The following is a 16,471-nucleotide window of genomic DNA, read 5'->3' as shown; positions in this document are numbered from 1 at the left end:
TGTATCGAAGCTGTCGGGCCGGGGCTAGCTGCTGAGGATCTGCTGGGAGGCCTGCTCTTGCTGCTCGTAGTTGTTGGCGTCACGGATCAGGCCGTCACGCACGCCGTGCAGCATGTTCACAATGTTGCGGAAGGCCTGGTTCATCTGACCCATGGTGTCCAGCGAGGTGGCCTCGGCCAGACCGCTCCAGCCCGCGCCGGAGATGTTCTGCGAGGACGCCCACATCCGGCGGGCCTCGTCCTCAACCGTCTGAGCGTGCACCTCGAAGCGGCCCGCCATCGCACGCATCGCGTGCGGGTCGGTCATGAAGCGTGCGGTCATGGTTCCTGTCTCCTTATCTCGCAGTCTGTAGTTTTAAGAGTTCTAGCACGTGATTGGTGCGGCGGTAGCCGCTTCGCGGAATACATTACGGCGCGCCGGTTAATTACCGGCCTCAAACGAGAGACATATCCCCTTTTCTCTGGCCGGGTTTTCTTTGGCCGGGTCCCCTTTTCTTTGGCCGGGTCTTGTCGGGGCTATACGACGACCTGTTTGGGCATGACGATCGGCTTGAAGCCGTAGCGCGGCCCGGCGTACGCGCCGGCCCCCTTGGCGGCCGCCGCCATCCCGGGCATCCCGGCCATTCCGGAGACCGGTCCGGCTTCCTCCGGGACGCTCCAGCCGCTGCCGGACAGCAGGCCGGCGGTGGAAGCCGCCGCCGGTGTGGCGCTCGACCAGCTGGCCGGCACCGACAGGCTGCCGACCAGTGACGCCTCGCCCAGACCGGCCGAGACCGCTCCGGCTCCGGCCGCCGGTGCGACCGTTTCCGCCAGCCCCACGCCCGCAGCGGCGGCCGCGCCGGCGGCACCTTCGATGGCTTCGGCGGCTGCCTCCGTCGGTGCGAGGGCGTTGGAGAGGAATATCGCGTTGGGGATCGCGGCCATGACGAACCACGCGGCGGTGTTGATCGCGCTGTTACATATGTTCGCTATGAATGGATTGGCCATGAGTGCGTCAATGTTAGCAATGATCCCGGTCAGTCCGGTCGCGTCGAGAACCGACGTGACCGGAGAGGCGAGCCCGGAAATCGTATTGGGCAACGCGGTGATCAGGTCAGTGAGTTGCGTGACGCCGGAAGACGCGGCCGCCTGGCTCACCGCGGCGGCCTGGGCGGCGATCCCACCGGGGTTGGTGGCCTGCGCCGGCGGGGTCAACGGGGTCAACATCCCAGCTGCGCCCGATGCCGCCGCGTAGCCGTACATCGCCATCGCATCCTGTGCCCACATCTCCATGTAGTGCGCCTCGGTGGCCATGATCGCCGGCGTATTGATACCCAGAAAGTTGGTCGCCACCAGCGCTGCCAGCAGAGCCCTGTTTGCAGCGATGATCGGCGGAGGAACCGTCGCGGCGAACGCCGCCTCGTATGCGGCTGCGGATGCCATTGCTTGCACACCTGCCTGCTCCGCAGCCGCTCCGGTATAGGTCAACCAGGCTATGTAGGGCTGAGCTGCGGCAGCCGCGGCCAGCGACGCTGGGCCCAACCATAGCTCACCGGTCAGCAGCGTGATGATCGACTCAATAGAGGCCGCTGTGGTGTTCAGCTCGACGGCCAGACCGTTCCAGGCGGCCCCGGCCGCAAGTAGCGGTCCTGCACCTGCACCGGTATACATCAGTCCCGAATTGACTTCTGGGGGCAAGGCTGCGAAATCCATTTCGCTCCTATCCTTTTGGCTTGTTTTCGCTCAGTGATCGCGTGGTGCCGGGTACTTAGACGCTCACCGGTTTCGGCATCACGATGGGTTTGACGCCGTAGCGTGGCGCACCGAAGCCGGCGCTGTTGCGCGCGGCCGAGGCCAGTCCCGGCACCCCCGGATAGAGCATGCCCGGAGCGGCTGCTGGTGCCGCGGCGGTCCATCCGGCGCCCTGCAGCGCTCCGGTGGTTGTGCTCGAGACCAAGGTGGCCTGTCCGGCCCAGCTGGGCGGCACCGACAATGCGCCGATCGCCGACGCCTCGCCGACTCCGGCCGCGATGGAACCTTCACCAAGCGCTGCCTCGGCCACGCCGAGTTCTCCCAAGGCGGCTTCCCCTCCGAGAAAGGAGTCGGCGGCAGCGGCCTCTTCGGCCGGAAGCAGCCCACCGCCGGCCAAACCGAGCAGGTTGGACGTGGCGGACGCCCAGTTCCCCATCCCGATGTTCATGATGTTGGCCATGCCGCCGGAGAACGGGTCGGGAATGGCCTCTGTCATCCCCTGCATGAGGCCGCTCATGCCCGACATCATTCCGGAGAAGGGCGAAGCGGCCGCCGACGAATTGAGGGTCTCGGTGGCACCGTATGTTCCGGCGCTGATCCCCAGGGTGTTCACAAACTGGTCGTGCAGGGCAGCTGCCTCGGCGCTGATCTGCTGGTAGAGGACGCCGTAGCCGGCGAACAGCGACGCCTGCAGTGCCGACACCATGTCGGCGGCTGCGGGAGCTATTGCAGTGGTAGGTGCGGCAGCGGCCGCGTTCTGTGCGGTCAACGAGGTGCCGAGCACCCCTAGCTGCGTAGCCGCGGCTGTCAGCTCTTCCGGCACTATCTGCAGGAATGACATTGGTGCCTCCTAATGTGAAACATGGCGACCTTTGACTCCCCGGGTCAACCCTGTGTGTTTGCGTAACGACCCCTGTGTATTGGCGTAACGCTAACCAGACGCGGCTCCACAGTGGCCGCCGAAAGCCATAGGTTGACAAACGTTTACGGCCTCTTAACGCTGATGTGGGCAGTTTTAACAAGCTCCTTGCGGGCGATACGGCCATGTCATATGACCCAGATGGGCGCCACTGCGGCCCGGCGCGCGGCGGGCGATCCTAGTCAAACTCCGGCCGAGGCGCACGCTAGTGTTTTCTGGGTTCGTATCCAGGAGCGGGTATCTCGTGCCCGGCCGTTCGCGCGCTACCTTCGCCGCCTGGCCCCCATAGCCCAATTGGCAGAGGCAGCGGACTTAAAATCCGCCCAGTGTCGGTTCGAGTCCGACTGGGGGCACGGTAAATGGCCTGGTCAGGAGTCTATTGTCGGTAGCGCCGTCGCTCGGCGGACGGGGAAACCGGCGAACTGCCGGTGCGTGGGCGCCGGTGCTGCGCCGTAGCCAAGTGGGCACGGAAACTGCGGCTGTTCTCCATTCGGAACATCGGGCGTGGTTGACGATCAGATAATCGGCTGACCTGTTCCTACCTGCTGCCGTCTGAGCGTTGAGGAGACACCATGCAGTTCGACGGCAAGGTTGCATTCATCACGGGGGCGCCACGGGGCCAGGGTCGCTCGCATGCGGTTCGATTTGCCGAAGAAGGCGCGGACATCATCGCCGTCGATCTCTGCGAACAAATGGACAGCGTGGCTTGCCCGATGGCCACGCGGGAGGATCTCGATGAGACCGTCCACCTCGTCGAGAAGACCGGACGCCGCATCGTTGCTGAACAAGTCGACGTCCGGAACTTCCGCCGCCTCCAGGCAGTGGTGGACAAGGGTGTGTCCGAGCTGGGACGCCTTGACTTCGTGCTCGCCAACGCTGGGTTGCGCCGGTGGCGACCAAGGCTTCCCAGGAAATCGACGCGTATCTGGATGCGGTGGACGTGTTGCTCAACGGGGTGTATTTCACGATCGAAGCAGCGCTGCCACGCCGCGCCTTCGCTGAGCACCACAGCTCTAGAGGTCAGCCGTCGTATTACCGCATCACTGGGGCCTGGTGTCGCGCCCGAGGTCGCGGCACCCTGCACATAGTGTTCTCCGGGGCCGCAGATGCATGCCCGATCGACACCGGGCGGCTACCGGGCCATCGCCGACAAGCTCGACGACGCGGTATCCCTGATCGTGAATTCGCAGCGAGACCCCCACACCGCCGGAAAACTATCGATATATATGCATTTCGGCATCGCCCTGTTGACAAGCGACCCCCGGATCACACCGCGGAAGCGGCAGCGGCGGCAAGACCCAACGGCTTCCCCACCTTCTCCAGAACACAGCCACACTCCGACCAATCCGGCCAGTGACGAGTCGCTACTCACCGGGCAAAACTCGTGATCGATGCCGGTTCATTCGCGACGAGAATGGCTGTTCTCGCCGTGAGAACGATGCGATCAAGGAACTGATGGGCGGCTGATATGCGTTTCACCTTCTCGGACTCGATGACGCGTTCGGAGTATCTGCCCAGCCTCGTGACTGCAGCGGAATCTGCGGGGTATCACGGGTTCGCCATCCCCGATTCCATCGGCTATCCGCAGCATTCCGATGCTGTGTACCCGTATACCGCAGACGGTGACCGTGGCTTCCTGGAGGGCAAGGAGTTCATGGAGCCGTTCGTGCTCGCCGCCTACCTCGGAGCGATTACCCGACGCATTCGCTTCAACACCTTCGTCGTGAAGTTCGCGGTCCGTTCACCGGTACTGGCTGCGAAGGAGGCGTTCTCGGTGGCCACACTGACCGGCAACCGTCTCCGCCTCGGCGTCGGCATCGGTAGCAGTCCGTATCCCGACGACTATTTGATGGCCGGCGTTGACCCCGCCCACAAGGGCGCCCGTCTCGACGAGGCGATCGACATCTTTCGGGGGCTGGAGTCCGGGCAATTCTTTGAGTTCCACGGCCGCTTTTACGACGTGCCGTCGATGAAGGTCTGTCCGGTGCCCACTCACCCCATTCCGCTGTTGATCGGCGGCCACTCGGAGGCCGCCCTGCGGCGCGCGGCGACCAAAGCCGACGGGTGGATGCACGCGGGCGGCCCGAACGACATGCTGGAGTCGATGCTGGGCAAACTGCAGGCGTTTCGCGCCGAGGCGGGAAAGTCCAACGAGCCCTTCGAGATTCATGCCGCCAGCCCCGACGGCCGCTCGGTTGACGGATGCAAGCGACTGGAGGACCTGGGTGTCACCGACGTCATCGTGGGTTTCCGAAATCCCGACACCAAGGGTGAAGATCCGCAGCGGCTGGAGGACAAGGTGGCCAAGCTTGAACGCTTCGCCGAAACCGTCATCGCCAAGGTCAACCCCTGAAAGGACGTCGTGAAGAACTTCTTCTACTTTGACTGGCGCATCTGGTGGGCGATGGTCCGCCTGGTGCGCTTCGAGCAGGACCCTGCCCGTCGTCGGCGCCAGTACCGCACCCTGTGTGTCGTCGTCCCGGCCATGGCTCTGCTGCACACGGTGACGTTCGCACTCGACCCGATCGTCTTCCCGGTGTTGCGGCGCACCGACGTCCGACAGCCCGTCTTCGTGGTGGGTCACGCCCGCAGCGGCACCACCTACGTGCACCGGATGCTCGCCACTGATCCCCGGTTCTCGTATGTCCTGCTGTGGGAAATGTTTTTCCCGTCGCTCATCGAGAAGAAGGTATTGCGGGCGGTGTTGCGGTGGGACCAGCGGCTGGGTGGCCGGCTGCGCAGGCGCATCGACGCCCTCGATGAACGGCTTTTCAGCAAGAGCAACCAAGTTCACGAGTCGGGGCTGTTCGCACCGGAGGAGGACGAGTTCCTGCTGACGATGTCGTGCGCCTCAGGCTATTGGGTGGTGCAGTATCCCCGGGCTCAGCACCTGGACTTCTACTACGTCGACGACCGGTGGCCCGCGCGCAAGCGGCGCCGCGTCATGCAGTTCTACAAAGAGTGCGTGCGACGCCAACTGGTCCTCAACGGTCCCGGCAAGACACACCTGTCCAAGGCGCCGATTCACTGCGGCCGCGTCGAAAGCCTGATCCAGACTTTTCCGGACGCCAAATTCGTTGTGCCGGTGCGCAATCCCTACGAAACGATCCCGAGCTTGCTGAAGCTGATGCGGTTTGCGTGGTCGGCCCGCAAGCAATCGGAGAGCGACATGCAGGAATCGTTCCGGTCGTTCGTGGAGTCGTCGTATCACTACTACCAGCACCCGCTGGAGGTGTTGGATGCCCACCCCGAGGTGCCCAGCGTGATTCTCAACTACAGCGACCTGGTGACCGATCCGTCCGGCACGATGCACCAGGTGTACGACAAGCTCGGTCTCGACATGGCCCCGGAGCAAGAGAAAGCGCTCGCGGCCGAGAAGGGGCGGGAGTACCGATCCGGTCACTCCTACAGCCTCGAAGAGTTCGGCCTGGAAGCCGACGCCATCCGTACCCATCTGGCGCCGCTGTTCGATCGGTTTGGTTGGGAGGCTGACCGTGTCGGATGACCACGCCGCTGGACTGCGCGCTGCCTGGGACGAGATGATCGAAGGGTTGGGCAGGGCGCGAAATGCCCTGGAATCTCCGGAGTTATACGCTCCGCCGCAGTCCGGGCCGCGCGAGCTCGCCGAGGGCTATCGCTATCTGCTCGGCTTCGTGCACTCGGCGGTGGAGCGCGCCTTCTTCGGTGATCCCGCGTTTCCATACTTCCGCCGCGCCATCGGGGTGCTCGACAAGGCCACCATCGACAATGCCGACGCGATGTACCTCGCGACGCCCATCGACGGCCGGTATGAGTACCGGATCACCGGCCAGGTACCGGACTCGCGCCACTGGCGCGGTGAGCCGCCGGCGCCGTCGGGTGCCATCGCGCCGCAGTACCTCATCGTCGAGGCCCATACCGGCTACGCCGGCGACACCGGCGACCTCGCTGAACTGCAGCCGGGTGTGCGCGGCAACACCGGCAAGCTGGACTCCGCCGAGCTGGCTATCGGGCAGTACGGACGTTTCGACATCCTCCTGGCCCCCGAGCGGCCAGCCGGGTACTCGGGGAATTTCATCTCTACCCAGCGCGTCTCGGAGCGCTCTGGGATGCGGTATTTCGCGGAGTACCTCACCGTGCGGGCGCTGTATCACGACTGGGACCGCGAGGAGGCCCCCGAACTGCTGATCCACCGGCTCGACAAGGTCGGTGAACATCCGCCCGCGTTGGACCCGGCCACGGCGGCCGCCGCAATGCGCCGCGTCGGCGAGATCGTCGACAACCAGACCCGGTTCTGGAACAAGTTCTACGACGTGGTGCTCGAGGCGCACGGAGATCGCAACGGCGACGGGCTGACCTTCATGCCGCGCAACGGCTTCAACGCGCCGGCTGGTGCGTCACTGGCCACTGGCGGCGGACAGAGCACCAACGTCTACTCCGGTGGCCTGTATGAACTCGATGAGGATGAGGTCCTGCTCATCGACACCGAAGTTTTCGAACCGCCCGCCTACATGGGCTTCCACCTGGCCAACGTCTGGGGCGAGTCACACGACTACGCCAACCACGTCAGCAGCCTCAACGGCAGGCAGGCCCGCCGCGACGATGACGGGCACTACCGTTACGTGGTCGCCCACCGCGACCCCGGTGTGCCCAACTGGCTGGACACCACCGGACTACGCCGGGGCTTCATGACCATGCGGTGGACCTATTCCCAGCCGACCGAGCGGCTGCCAGTGGTGACGGTGCGCAAGGTCGTTTTCGACGAGATTGACGATCACCTGCCCTCGTCGACACCCAGGTTCTCGCCAGAGGACCGGCGAGAACAAATACGCGTCCGCCAGGAACACGTCCAACGTCGCTACCGGCAATACTGAGTGAACACCATGCCCACCACGTCACCCGAGACGACACCAAGGCGTTCTGCGGCCACCGGCTCGACGTCAACCGCAACGCCGGACGATCCGGCGACTGGGAATCCATGGAGGATTGGCAGAGGGCCTCGACACCGTGCATTGAGGTCCAAAGTCCCTGTACGAGGAGCACCTCGAAGAACGAGCGTGGCTTCATGATTCGTTTGAGCTGCATCGTTGCCGCCGTTGTTGCGACAGCCGTGAGTACCGTCGCGCCGGCCAGCGCCGACCCGCTGAGCGACTTGACGGGCTTGCTGCCGGCAGGCTACGGCAGCGGCGTATGCAAACCGACCGCGGCTGGGGCGGCACTTGCCGCTGTGAGCTGCGGGGCCAACTCACTGCCCGGCGGCCCGACGGCAGCGACCTATTGGCTGTTCGGCGATGACAAAGCGATGCACGAGGCATTCGCGTCCGCCTTGAGTGGTCCGGATTGGACGCCTGCCGCCTGTCCAGGCATGCGATCGTCGCTTCCCATTCCGCTAACGAAATCGGACGGGACCAGATACGGGTCGGTGGTCTGCGGACGCGCGAGCACCTTCCTGCCCGACCGAGATGGCGGCATCGCGTGGACGCGAGACGCCGACAAGCTTCTCGGCGTGGCATATGTGGGGTATCAGGGCCAGGCGTATCCGGCCGGTCTGTTCGAGTGGGTGCGGGCGCAGCAGACCTAGAATCCTTATCGCGCCGCCGGCGCCCATGCAAAGGTGTCCACGCCGGTGTCGACCCGTGCAGGGCTGCGGTTGTCGAGATCCGTTACCACCAGCCCATTGCCGGCGGAAGTGTCCAGGTAGGCGACGAAGTCGCCGGCACCCCACACCGGTTCCTGGGCGGCATTACAAACGCTCCCTCCGCGAGTAGAGTCTTGACAGCTCAACATCACCGCGACGTCGGTGACCGTCGTGCGCGGCATCGACGAACCCGCATCGAGGACCTGGATCGTCTTCGATGGATCGGCGGCGCCCCGCCCGGCAGGTTGCGCCGTGAACGCCACAGCGCCGGAACCCAACACCGTGATGTCGCCGTAGTACGATCCCGGCCTGGTGAACAGCGGAGTGGGTGCGAGCGCACCAGTGTCGGCCGCCGCGACCAGCAGGTAGCCACCGTCCACCGCTCCACCGGTCGGGTTGTCGACGAGGGCAACCTGTTTTCCCGTCGGTGACCACCGGGGACTGGCGACCATCGCGGGTACGTCGCCGGTGCCATGCGTAAGGGCGGCTGGGTCCACCAGGCGCCGCGGTGGACCGACGGGTGCCAGTTGCGGTGACAGGTCGAGTATCCACAGTTCACCGCCATAGTCGGCGGCTGTCGCCTTGCGGACGAATGCCACGTGCGACAGGTCGGGGGACGGCGCCGGCTGCGCGTCCGCAGGTCCGTCTGGCAGCTTCCGGCCGGGGGTGCCGGCGGGTTCGCTGACGTAGAGCGACCCCGCCTTGGTGTAGAACAGCGCACCCGGTCGCATGGTCATCGGGGCAGTTGTCCCGGACGTCGCGGTGGGCGCCGGCTGTGTGGCGGGTGCATTCGTTCTGGTCCCCGGAGTGCATGCGACCAGCGCTGACACGGCCAGCAGTGCGGCCCACCAACTGCGGCGGCGCCGAATCGTGGGCGTCGCCCGACGGTGGGCACCCATGTCGAACTCGGTTAGTCGGTGTCTTCGATGATGTGCATCGCGGCTTCCTCAGCCGAGGCGGCGCCGCCGCTGATACCGACGTCCTCGGCGACCAGTTCTGCCTCGGTGTCTTCACCGAAGCCCAGGTCAGGCGCGACGAGGCGGCCCGCTCGGGCCCGTCCGACCTCGCTGCGCCGCGGAAACTCGGCTTCGCGCTCGGCTTCATCGGAGCGTTGCTGTTCGTCTTCGTCCAACAACACATCGATTCGCGACGCCGGATCCGGTTCTTCCTCCGCAAGCAGCTGGTCCAGCGTTTCGGAAGGGCCGAAGGCGCCAGGTGCGTACGGACGCTCCGGCGCGGAGTACCCCTCGTCGAGGATGTCGTCGATTCCCCGGTCGATCAGCGTGATGGTCGTGCGGCCTGGCCCCCAACGGCGGCCCGATCGGCTGCGACATGGTGCCCCCCGACGCACCGCCGGGCACCAACCAGACCTTCTCCGATGCCGCTCATCCCGCCGGATACCGCCAGTCCAATACTGCGACCTTCACCCGTGACGTCCCGGTGCTTCCCGCCGGTCAACGGGTGCAGACGCTTGGTGCCAGCTGCGCGATCGACGACACCGGCGCGGTGCACTGCCAGACGCAGGGCAACCACGGCTTCATCCTGTCCGCCGGCCACGGCGTGCTGTGGTAGTTGCTGCAGCACATCACAGCGGAAGGGCTCGGAAGGGCAGCGCGCTGCGGTTGCGGCACCGGCCATAAACTGAGCCTTCGTGGGCATGCTCTTTGGTTTCGCGCCGTGGATCGTCTACTGGGTGCTGGTCGGCAATGTCCCGTTCGAGATTGCCGTCGCGGTGGCGCTGTTGATCGCGCTGGCGGTGTTTGCGGTCGGGCGGGCCACCGACAAACCCGGCCGAACGATTGAAATCGGTTCTGTCGCAACGTTTTCGGTGCTGACGGTGCTGACCTTTGCGCTCAGTGAGCCGGTGATGGCGCGGTGGATACAGCCACTGAGCAACGCCGGGATTTTGGTTGCGGCCCTGGTCGGTCTGCTGGCCGGAAACCCGTTCGTCCGTGAGTTCGCCGCGGCCGAACAGTCGCCCGACGTGGTCAAGACCGAGCTGTTCAACCGGACGACCGCGACAGTGACCTGGGTGTGGGTCGCCGCGTTTGCCGGTATGACCCTGTCATCGGTGATCCCGCCGATCGTGCTGCGCGACGCCACCATCCTCGACACGAAGAGCCCGTTGTCGTTCATCGGTTACTGGGTCGTCCCGTTTTCGCTGCTGGGTCTGGCGGCCCTGGCGTCTCGGCTGCTGTCCGATCGGATGCTTGCCGGGGTGGACGACGTTGTCCGGGAAACCTCCTTCGTCGCCTACGACGAAGCCACCATCGACGAGCTTTACTACCTTGCCCAGGAGCACGCCAATCGCGAAGTCGGCCCAGGTAAGGAGGCCTACAACGTCAAGGTCGGCGGGATGGGGACGCCGCTGACGGGCGACGAGTCGCGCAAGTCGTGGCCCTCCACCTATAAGGTTCGCGACAAGAAGCACTAGCAAATCTCGGCTCCCGTTACCCGCGCGACAACTTCTCCTGCTAAATCATGCCCATGGCGAATAAGACGAGATGGTGGGTTGCGACGGTAGCGGTATCGACAGCGCTGACGGCCTGCTCCTCGAGCACGTCCGACTTCAGGGTCGCGCATCCGGGCAAGGTGGATCTGAGCACGAAAGCCGGGACCGCCCTCACGATCACCCCGGACCGCATGTTGGCTGCGACGGGTGGCCTGACACCAGTGGCCTTCGGCAAGCCTGCACACGGAACCATCGCCTACGGCGCAAACGGATCGATGACCTACACCCCCGACGCCGGCTTCACCGGTACCGACGAACTCAGCGTCACCGTCAGTCGCGCCGTCAAGACCTACGCCGAGAATCAGCTGCCCCTGGTCACCATGGGTGGCGTCACCATCAAGGCCAGCGCGCACGGGTCCGGGATCGCCGCGGTGCCCGGCGTTTCCGACGAAATCTATGGCCTCACCGACCGGGGCCCCAACGTCGTCGGGCGTAGCCCCAACGAAAGGGTGTTTCCGGTACCCGACTTCCAGCCGCATATCGCCAAGCTCAAGCTGGCCGACGGCGTGGCCACAGTCGAGCGGACGATCCCGCTGCGCGGTCCGGACGGCTCACCGTTGGTCGGGCTGGTCGACCGGCAGGCCAATACCGGCGAGTCGGCGGTGGACCTCAACGGCACGCCGCTGCCGACTTCGGACTACGGAGTCGACCCCGAGGGCTTGGTCGCCACACTCGACGGCAACTTCTGGGTTTCCGACGAGTACGGTCCCTACCTCATCCACTTCGACGCCAATGGCAAAGAGCTGGAACGTCTTTCACCGTTTGACGGCACATTGCCCAACGAGTTGTCGTTGCGCAGCCCCAACCGCGGAATGGAAGGACTGACCATCAGCCCCGACGGCACGATGTTGGCCGGGATCATGCAGTCGGCGTTGCAGACGCCTGGGCTGCAGGGCTCCGCAAAATCGGTGCCGCTGGCCCGTATCGTGACCGTCAACGTCGTTGACCCGCAAATCGTCCACGAGTATCTGTATCCGCTGGCCAATCCCCAGGAGACCGACGTCTCGGTATCGGAGATCACGGCGCTGAGCGCCACCACATTCCTGGTCGTTGAGCGGGACAGCAAGCCCGCACCCAACGCGAGCAAGAAGATCTACGCGGTGGACATTGCCGGGGCCACCGACGTCGGCCCCCGCTCGACGGTGCCCGGGGCGTCTTATCAGGCCGACCGCGGCGGCCTGCTCGTCAACGGGGTTCCGATCGAAACCACCGTCGGTGCGGGTAGCGATGCGGACGCCGTCGCCAAGCTCAGGGCCGCCGGGATCACCGTTGCCGCCAAGACACTCAAGCTCGACCTGGAAGCGCTGCTGCGAACGCTGTCGGCCCACGGTGACTTCTACGGACACGACAAGATCGAAGGCCTGCTCACCCCGGACGGTGGTAAGACGCTCGTCATCGCCAACGACAGCGATTTCGGCCTGGCCGGGCTGGCTTCGGCGACCCCGCCGATGCGCCTGCAGCCCAAGGTCCTGCCCAATGGAACTCAGGACAACGGTGAGATTCTCGTCGTCGACACCACGGCGCTGCCGGCGAAGACCGAATCGGTGACGGTCGCGATCAAAGTTCGCTGAACATTCAGCCGGTCAGCGGCCGCAGCCGAAACACCCTGATCTGTCGCGGAGCGCACTTGGCGCGGTAGCGCTCGTAGCCGGCGTAGAAGTCGGCGGCCGTGGCCCAGGCCTGGGCGCGGTCGTTGCCGGTGAGCAACTCGGCGCGGTACGGCCTGGGCGGTCCTTTGAACTCGACGGTGCATTCAGGGTGCGCCAGCAGGTTGGCGCTCCACCCGGGATGGTCGACCCGCCCGTAGTTGGAGCCGATGGCCAGCAGACCGTCGCCGTCTTCGAGAAACGTCAGCGGCTGGGTGCGCGGCCGACCGGACTTGGCGCCGGTCGAGGTGAGCAGACCGACCTTGTTCCAGCCGACCGAACTGAGCCGGCCATTGGTGCGCGGGATCAGTGCTTTGTCGACACGCGGCGCGACGTGCAGGACGAACAGATCACCCACCGGGCTGATCAACACGCGTTCCATCAGGGCCTCATCGAGCCGTAACCGTCGTCCGCGAGTCGGGCTTTCCCGCCGAAGTGTCACGGCTAAACGCTACTCGATAGGTTGGACCGGGCAGTGGCGAGGAGCAGCTGTGCCAGACAAGGAGTGTCGCGATGAACGCTGTCAGTCCGGATGCGATTCGCGCGGAGACGGTCACGATCACCGGGCACGGCGGCGACGAGATCGAGGCCTACCGGGGCATGCCGCTCGCCGCGGGGTCACGCGGCGGCATCGTCTGGATCCACCACATGCCGGACTACGACCGCGAGACCAAGGAGTTCGTTCGCCGGCTCGCGGTCAACGGTTACCACACGGTGGCCCCCAACCTGTATTCCCGCGAGGCCCCGGGCGCCGAACCGGACGACGCCGCCGCCGCGGCGCGGGCGGCGGGCGGGGTGCCCGACGAACGACTGGTCGGCGACGTCGCCGGCGCGGTGGAGCACCTGCGCTCGCTGCCGGGCGCAACCGGCAGATTCGGCGTGATCGGGCACTGCTCGGGCGGGCGCCACGCCTACCTGGCCGCGTGCTCGTTGCGGTTCGACGCCGCGGTGGACTGCTACGGCGCGTTCATCGTCGAGGATCCCCCCGAGGGGATACCCAAGACCATGAAACCCATCCGGAACCTGGCCGTGAACCTGAGCTGCCCGCTGCTGGGGTTGTTCGGGGTCGAGGACCGCTTCCCGGCGCCCGCCGGCGTGGCTGCACTGGATGCCGAGCTGACCAGGCTGGGCAAGCCGCACTCGTTCACCTCCTACGAGGGCGCGGGTCACGCGTTCTTCTCCGTCGACCGGCCGGCATACCGGGTAGAGGCGGCGCTGGACGGTTGGCGCCGCATCAACGAGTTCTTCGCTGCGCACCTGAAAGGCTAGGTCTGTCAACCCATGTGCACTTTCCTGACCGAACACCTGGACATCGACGGCAGCGGCAAGGGCGCGACGGGCTGGTTTGGCGCCAGCCGGGCCACGGTATATGTCGATCATCCCGTCCACGCCCCCTACGGCCACACGGTGAACATCGATGTGATCAATCCCGAGCTCGGACCGTCCGCGCGGGTCGCGCTCGAACTCACCGAGGAAAGCGCGCTGGCGCTGGCAGACGCAATCCGCAAAGCGATCGCCCACGCGCCGGTCGGCCTGGCTTCCAAGTACCAGAAGGACCAGTAGGCGACAGATGGGCACCGAGCACGACTACCCGCAGATGGCGGCCGCGCGCGGACGCATCGAGCCGGCGCCGCGCCGCGTCCGCGGCTACCTTGACGACGCACTGGTATTCGACACCACCGGCGCCCGCTATGTGTGGGAATTGCCTTACTACCCAACGTATTACGTGCCGATCGCCGATGTCCGCAGGAAATTCCTGCGCGACGAGGACCACCCCCAACAGGTCCAGTTCGGCCCGTCGCGGTTGCATTCGCTGGTCGGCGCACACCGGACCCACCCGTCGGCCGCGCGGGTATTCGACGCCGACGGCGACAGTCCACTCGCGGGCACGGTGCGCTTCGACTGGGACCCGCTGCGGTGGTTCGAAGAGGATGAGCAGATCTATGGCCACCCGCGCAATCCGTACACCCGGGTGGACGCACTGCGCTCGCGCCGCCACGTCCGGGTGGAGTTGGACGGCGTCGTGCTCGCCGACACCCGGTCACCGGTGCTGGTGTTCGAAACCGGTTTGCCGACCCGCTACTACATCGATCCCACCGACGTCGCTTTCGAACACCTGGAACCCAGCTCGACGCGGACGCTATGCCCGTACAAGGGAACGACATCGGGCTACTGGTCGGTGCAGGTCGGCGACATGGTGCACGCCGACCTGGCGTGGACCTACCATTACCCGTTGCCGGCCGTCGCCGCCATCGCCGGCTTGGTGGCGTTTTACAACGAAAAGCTCGACATCTTTGTCGACGGTGTCGTGCTACCACGCCCACGCACCGAATTCGGCTGAGGCGGCCGCGAGAGCCGGCTTAGCGCATTGTGATATTCGCCTCTTTTGGTCGCGCAATATAAGAATTTCTTATCTAACGACTGCGTAATTGCTTTGCAACAAGTTAGCCGTAACGTTTGAAATCGCTGATAACATGGCAATATAAGTTTGCTCTAGGGCGCCTTACCGAATACCCGATTACTGCAGTCTGAGTTTAGCCTGAGGCTGCGGAGTGACCTGGGTAACAATGCCGAAATCGAAATCTTTTCGTCGATAATTCAACGGCTAGACTCTTGCGAACGCGGTCAATCAGCGCTTTTTGGTGCTGAAATCCGGGTGGTCCCGGGCGGTCAGGTCGCACAGAGCAGTCGCGATGTCCGAAGCCCGCGCAACACAGCAAAGGCGGTGCCAACGTGAGCGATGTGAACGGCCAAAACACCAGCTGGGATGAGCGGGACGGCGCACAGGTCCAGCTTTTCGGGTCCGGCGCCACACCCGATTCGCCGGCCGCTGTGGAGATCCGCGTGAACAACGGTCCCATCGCCGGCATGGCCATGAGCCTCGACGGCAGCCGGCTGCTGGTGACCAATTACAGCGACCACAGCGTGTCGGTCATCGACACCGACAGGTGCCGGGTGGTGGAGACCATCGCCGGCGTCAACGAGCCGTTCGCCATCGCGACCGGCAGCGCGCCGGCCGAGCGGGCATACGTCAGCGTCGTGTCGCCGGCCTACGACTCGATCGGCGTCATCGACGCGTCCACCAACACCCTTGCCGCCACCCACCCGCTGACGCTCAGCGTCAGCGACCTCACCGCCGACCCCCGCGGCAACCACGTCTACGCCAGCCGGAACGGCGCCCGCAGCGCCGACGTCGCTGTCCTGGACACCGCCACGGGCGGCATCGAGGCCGTCGACCTCGCGGCCGCCCCGGGCACCACCGCCCAGTGCGTGCGGATCAGCGCCGACGGGAGCCGGCTCTACGTCGGCATCAACGGTCCGTCCGGCGGCCAGCTGGTCGTCGTCGCGACCCGCGCAGAGCCTGACGCGGATCGGGGCGCCACCGGCCGCTCGCGCTGGCGCCGCAAGAACCCCAAGAGCCCCCACAGCGACCAGCACGGTAAGCCGCAACTGCGCGTCGTCGGCACCGTCGACATCGGTTCGGCGGTTCGCGATGTCGCGGTGAGCCCCGACGGCGCCACCGTCTACGTCGCCAGTTGCGGCGCTGACTTCGGCGCCGTGGTCGACGTCGTCGACAGCCGTGCCCGCACGGTCACCGCTACCCGCAAGATCGACCAGATCGGTGGTTTGGTCACCCGCCTGACCCTCAGTGGTGACGGTGATCGGGCCTACCTGGTGAGCGAGGACCGGGTCACGGTGCTGAACACGCTCACCCAGGACATCGCCGGCACCGTCCGCGTCGCGCAACCGTCGTGCGTCATCGAGAGCCGGGACGGTGGCCATCTGTACATCGCCGACTACACCGGCACGATCACGATGGTGCCGGTCGCCGCGACCATCCCGGGCATCGACGACGCCCGCGCGCTCGAGACCTCGACGGAGTGGATCATGCCGGAGTTGCTGCAGTACGAGGCGGCGCTGGCCTGACGGCCGTGGCCGGGATCGGCCTGGCATTGAACGCGGTTCTAAGGGGAACCCGTAGCTCATGACCTGCCGCGGCGATAGCATTCGCCCGACCAGACATGAGGCGGTGCTGCGCCGAGACCC

Annotated in this window: 17 protein-coding genes, 1 tRNA gene and 1 pseudogene; 13 read left to right on the top strand and 6 right to left on the bottom strand. The window is 65.6% G+C overall.

From position 1 onward, the window contains the following. Positions 1-24: 24 nt before the first annotated feature. From EET10_RS22070 to EET10_RS22060, 3 genes are all read right to left on the bottom strand, one after another. Positions 25-321 carry a WXG100 family type VII secretion target gene (locus tag EET10_RS22070; protein ID WP_036401836.1) on the bottom strand — a complete coding sequence of 99 codons (297 nt, stop codon included), beginning with the start codon at positions 319-321 and terminating at the stop codon, positions 25-27. Between the two features lie 194 nt (positions 322-515). Then, entirely contained in the window at positions 516-1,691 is a 1,176-nt protein-coding gene (locus EET10_RS22065) for a PPE family protein (protein ID WP_036401833.1), read from the bottom strand. 55 nt (positions 1,692-1,746) lie between these two features. Then, positions 1,747-2,571 carry a PPE family protein, SVP subgroup gene (locus tag EET10_RS22060; RefSeq protein WP_036401831.1) on the bottom strand — a complete coding sequence of 275 codons (825 nt, stop codon included), beginning with the start codon at positions 2,569-2,571 and terminating at the stop codon, positions 1,747-1,749. Positions 2,572-2,928: 357 nt separating this feature from the next. On the opposite strand from EET10_RS22060, the gene EET10_RS22055 reads away from it, so the two are divergent. From EET10_RS22055 to EET10_RS22030, 6 genes and pseudogenes are all read left to right on the top strand, one after another. Further along, a tRNA-Leu gene (locus tag EET10_RS22055) sits at positions 2,929-3,002 on the top strand. 219 nt (positions 3,003-3,221) lie between these two features. Then, a pseudogene (locus tag EET10_RS31115) lies at positions 3,222-3,634 on the top strand (SDR family NAD(P)-dependent oxidoreductase); the annotation flags it as partial. Positions 3,635-4,117: 483 nt separating this feature from the next. Beyond that, positions 4,118-5,002: a TIGR03619 family F420-dependent LLM class oxidoreductase gene (locus tag EET10_RS22045; protein ID WP_122502494.1), complete on the top strand. Its 885-nt coding sequence runs from the start codon at positions 4,118-4,120 to the stop codon at positions 5,000-5,002. A gap of 9 nt (positions 5,003-5,011) precedes the next feature. Further along, the gene (locus tag EET10_RS22040) at positions 5,012-6,154 is read left to right on the top strand and encodes a sulfotransferase family protein (RefSeq protein ID WP_244602046.1); all 1,143 of its coding nucleotides are present in this window, start codon (positions 5,012-5,014) and stop codon (positions 6,152-6,154) included. After that, on the top strand, positions 6,144-7,502 hold the full coding sequence (locus EET10_RS22035; protein ID WP_036401816.1) for a hypothetical protein: 1,359 nt from the start codon (positions 6,144-6,146) through the stop codon (positions 7,500-7,502). The genes EET10_RS22040 and EET10_RS22035 overlap by 11 nt, the downstream gene beginning before the upstream one ends. A 191-nt stretch (positions 7,503-7,693) precedes the next feature. Beyond that, positions 7,694-8,209, top strand: coding sequence for a hypothetical protein (locus EET10_RS22030; RefSeq protein WP_136623005.1), 516 nt, complete (start codon positions 7,694-7,696; stop codon positions 8,207-8,209). A gap of 5 nt (positions 8,210-8,214) precedes the next feature. On the opposite strand, the gene EET10_RS22025 is transcribed toward EET10_RS22030, so the two are convergent. Then, positions 8,215-9,003, bottom strand: coding sequence for a TolB family protein (locus EET10_RS22025; RefSeq protein ID WP_051490429.1), 789 nt, complete (start codon positions 9,001-9,003; stop codon positions 8,215-8,217). Positions 9,004-9,176: 173 nt separating this feature from the next. After that, positions 9,177-9,554, bottom strand: coding sequence for a DUF5709 domain-containing protein (locus EET10_RS22020; protein ID WP_063468011.1), 378 nt, complete (start codon positions 9,552-9,554; stop codon positions 9,177-9,179). Between the two features lie 44 nt (positions 9,555-9,598). On the opposite strand from EET10_RS22020, the gene EET10_RS29295 reads away from it, so the two are divergent. From EET10_RS29295 to EET10_RS22010, 3 genes are all read left to right on the top strand, one after another. Beyond that, entirely contained in the window at positions 9,599-9,838 is a 240-nt protein-coding gene (locus EET10_RS29295; RefSeq protein WP_136624754.1) for a hypothetical protein, read from the top strand. 79 nt (positions 9,839-9,917) lie between these two features. Then, positions 9,918-10,700: a hypothetical protein gene (locus EET10_RS22015; RefSeq protein ID WP_036401809.1), complete on the top strand. Its 783-nt coding sequence runs from the start codon at positions 9,918-9,920 to the stop codon at positions 10,698-10,700. A gap of 47 nt (positions 10,701-10,747) precedes the next feature. After that, the gene (locus EET10_RS22010) at positions 10,748-12,349 is read left to right on the top strand and encodes an esterase-like activity of phytase family protein (protein WP_081260726.1); all 1,602 of its coding nucleotides are present in this window, start codon (positions 10,748-10,750) and stop codon (positions 12,347-12,349) included. Positions 12,350-12,353: 4 nt separating this feature from the next. On the opposite strand, the gene EET10_RS22005 is transcribed toward EET10_RS22010, so the two are convergent. After that, a complete protein-coding gene (locus EET10_RS22005) occupies positions 12,354-12,866 on the bottom strand; it encodes a nitroreductase family deazaflavin-dependent oxidoreductase (RefSeq protein ID WP_244602044.1) in 513 nt (170 codons plus the stop codon). A 71-nt stretch (positions 12,867-12,937) separates the two neighbouring features. Between EET10_RS22005 and EET10_RS22000 the strand changes: the two genes are divergently transcribed. The 4 genes from EET10_RS22000 to EET10_RS21985 all read left to right on the top strand — a co-directional run bounded on the left by EET10_RS22000 (position 12,938) and on the right by EET10_RS21985 (position 16,351). After that, the gene (locus EET10_RS22000) at positions 12,938-13,693 is read left to right on the top strand and encodes a dienelactone hydrolase family protein (RefSeq protein ID WP_122502493.1); all 756 of its coding nucleotides are present in this window, start codon (positions 12,938-12,940) and stop codon (positions 13,691-13,693) included. Between the two features lie 12 nt (positions 13,694-13,705). Continuing rightward, the gene (locus EET10_RS21995) at positions 13,706-13,987 is read left to right on the top strand and encodes a DUF6295 family protein (RefSeq protein ID WP_036401802.1); all 282 of its coding nucleotides are present in this window, start codon (positions 13,706-13,708) and stop codon (positions 13,985-13,987) included. A gap of 7 nt (positions 13,988-13,994) precedes the next feature. Beyond that, on the top strand, positions 13,995-14,765 hold the full coding sequence (locus EET10_RS21990; RefSeq protein ID WP_036401799.1) for a DUF427 domain-containing protein: 771 nt from the start codon (positions 13,995-13,997) through the stop codon (positions 14,763-14,765). A gap of 392 nt (positions 14,766-15,157) precedes the next feature. Then, positions 15,158-16,351, top strand: coding sequence for a YncE family protein (locus EET10_RS21985; RefSeq protein WP_036401796.1), 1,194 nt, complete (start codon positions 15,158-15,160; stop codon positions 16,349-16,351). The last annotated feature ends 120 nt before the right edge of the window (positions 16,352-16,471 follow it).

Source organism: Mycobacterium pseudokansasii, from assembly GCF_900566075.1.
Taxonomy (GTDB): Bacteria; Actinomycetota; Actinomycetes; order Mycobacteriales; family Mycobacteriaceae; genus Mycobacterium; species Mycobacterium pseudokansasii.
This window is presented reverse-complemented; position numbering and strand designations above follow the sequence as displayed.

Excerpts from the sequence above, each read along its gene's own strand:
- EET10_RS22070 (WP_036401836.1), bottom strand. The coding sequence starts at position 321 with ATGACCGCACGCTTCATGACCGACCCGCACGCGATGCGTGCGATGGCG.
- EET10_RS22065 (WP_036401833.1), bottom strand. The coding sequence starts at position 1,691 with ATGGATTTCGCAGCCTTGCCCCCAGAAGTCAATTCGGGACTGATGTAT.
- EET10_RS22060 (WP_036401831.1), bottom strand. The coding sequence starts at position 2,571 with ATGTCATTCCTGCAGATAGTGCCGGAAGAGCTGACAGCCGCGGCTACG.
- EET10_RS22045 (WP_122502494.1), top strand. The coding sequence starts at position 4,118 with ATGCGTTTCACCTTCTCGGACTCGATGACGCGTTCGGAGTATCTGCCC.
- EET10_RS22030 (WP_136623005.1), top strand. The coding sequence starts at position 7,694 with ATGATTCGTTTGAGCTGCATCGTTGCCGCCGTTGTTGCGACAGCCGTG.
- EET10_RS22025 (WP_051490429.1), bottom strand. The coding sequence starts at position 9,003 with ATGACCATGCGACCGGGTGCGCTGTTCTACACCAAGGCGGGGTCGCTC.
- EET10_RS29295 (WP_136624754.1), top strand. The coding sequence starts at position 9,599 with ATGGTGCCCCCCGACGCACCGCCGGGCACCAACCAGACCTTCTCCGAT.
- EET10_RS22010 (WP_081260726.1), top strand. The coding sequence starts at position 10,748 with ATGCCCATGGCGAATAAGACGAGATGGTGGGTTGCGACGGTAGCGGTA.
- EET10_RS22000 (WP_122502493.1), top strand. The coding sequence starts at position 12,938 with ATGAACGCTGTCAGTCCGGATGCGATTCGCGCGGAGACGGTCACGATC.
- EET10_RS21995 (WP_036401802.1), top strand. The coding sequence starts at position 13,706 with ATGTGCACTTTCCTGACCGAACACCTGGACATCGACGGCAGCGGCAAG.
- EET10_RS21990 (WP_036401799.1), top strand. The coding sequence starts at position 13,995 with ATGGGCACCGAGCACGACTACCCGCAGATGGCGGCCGCGCGCGGACGC.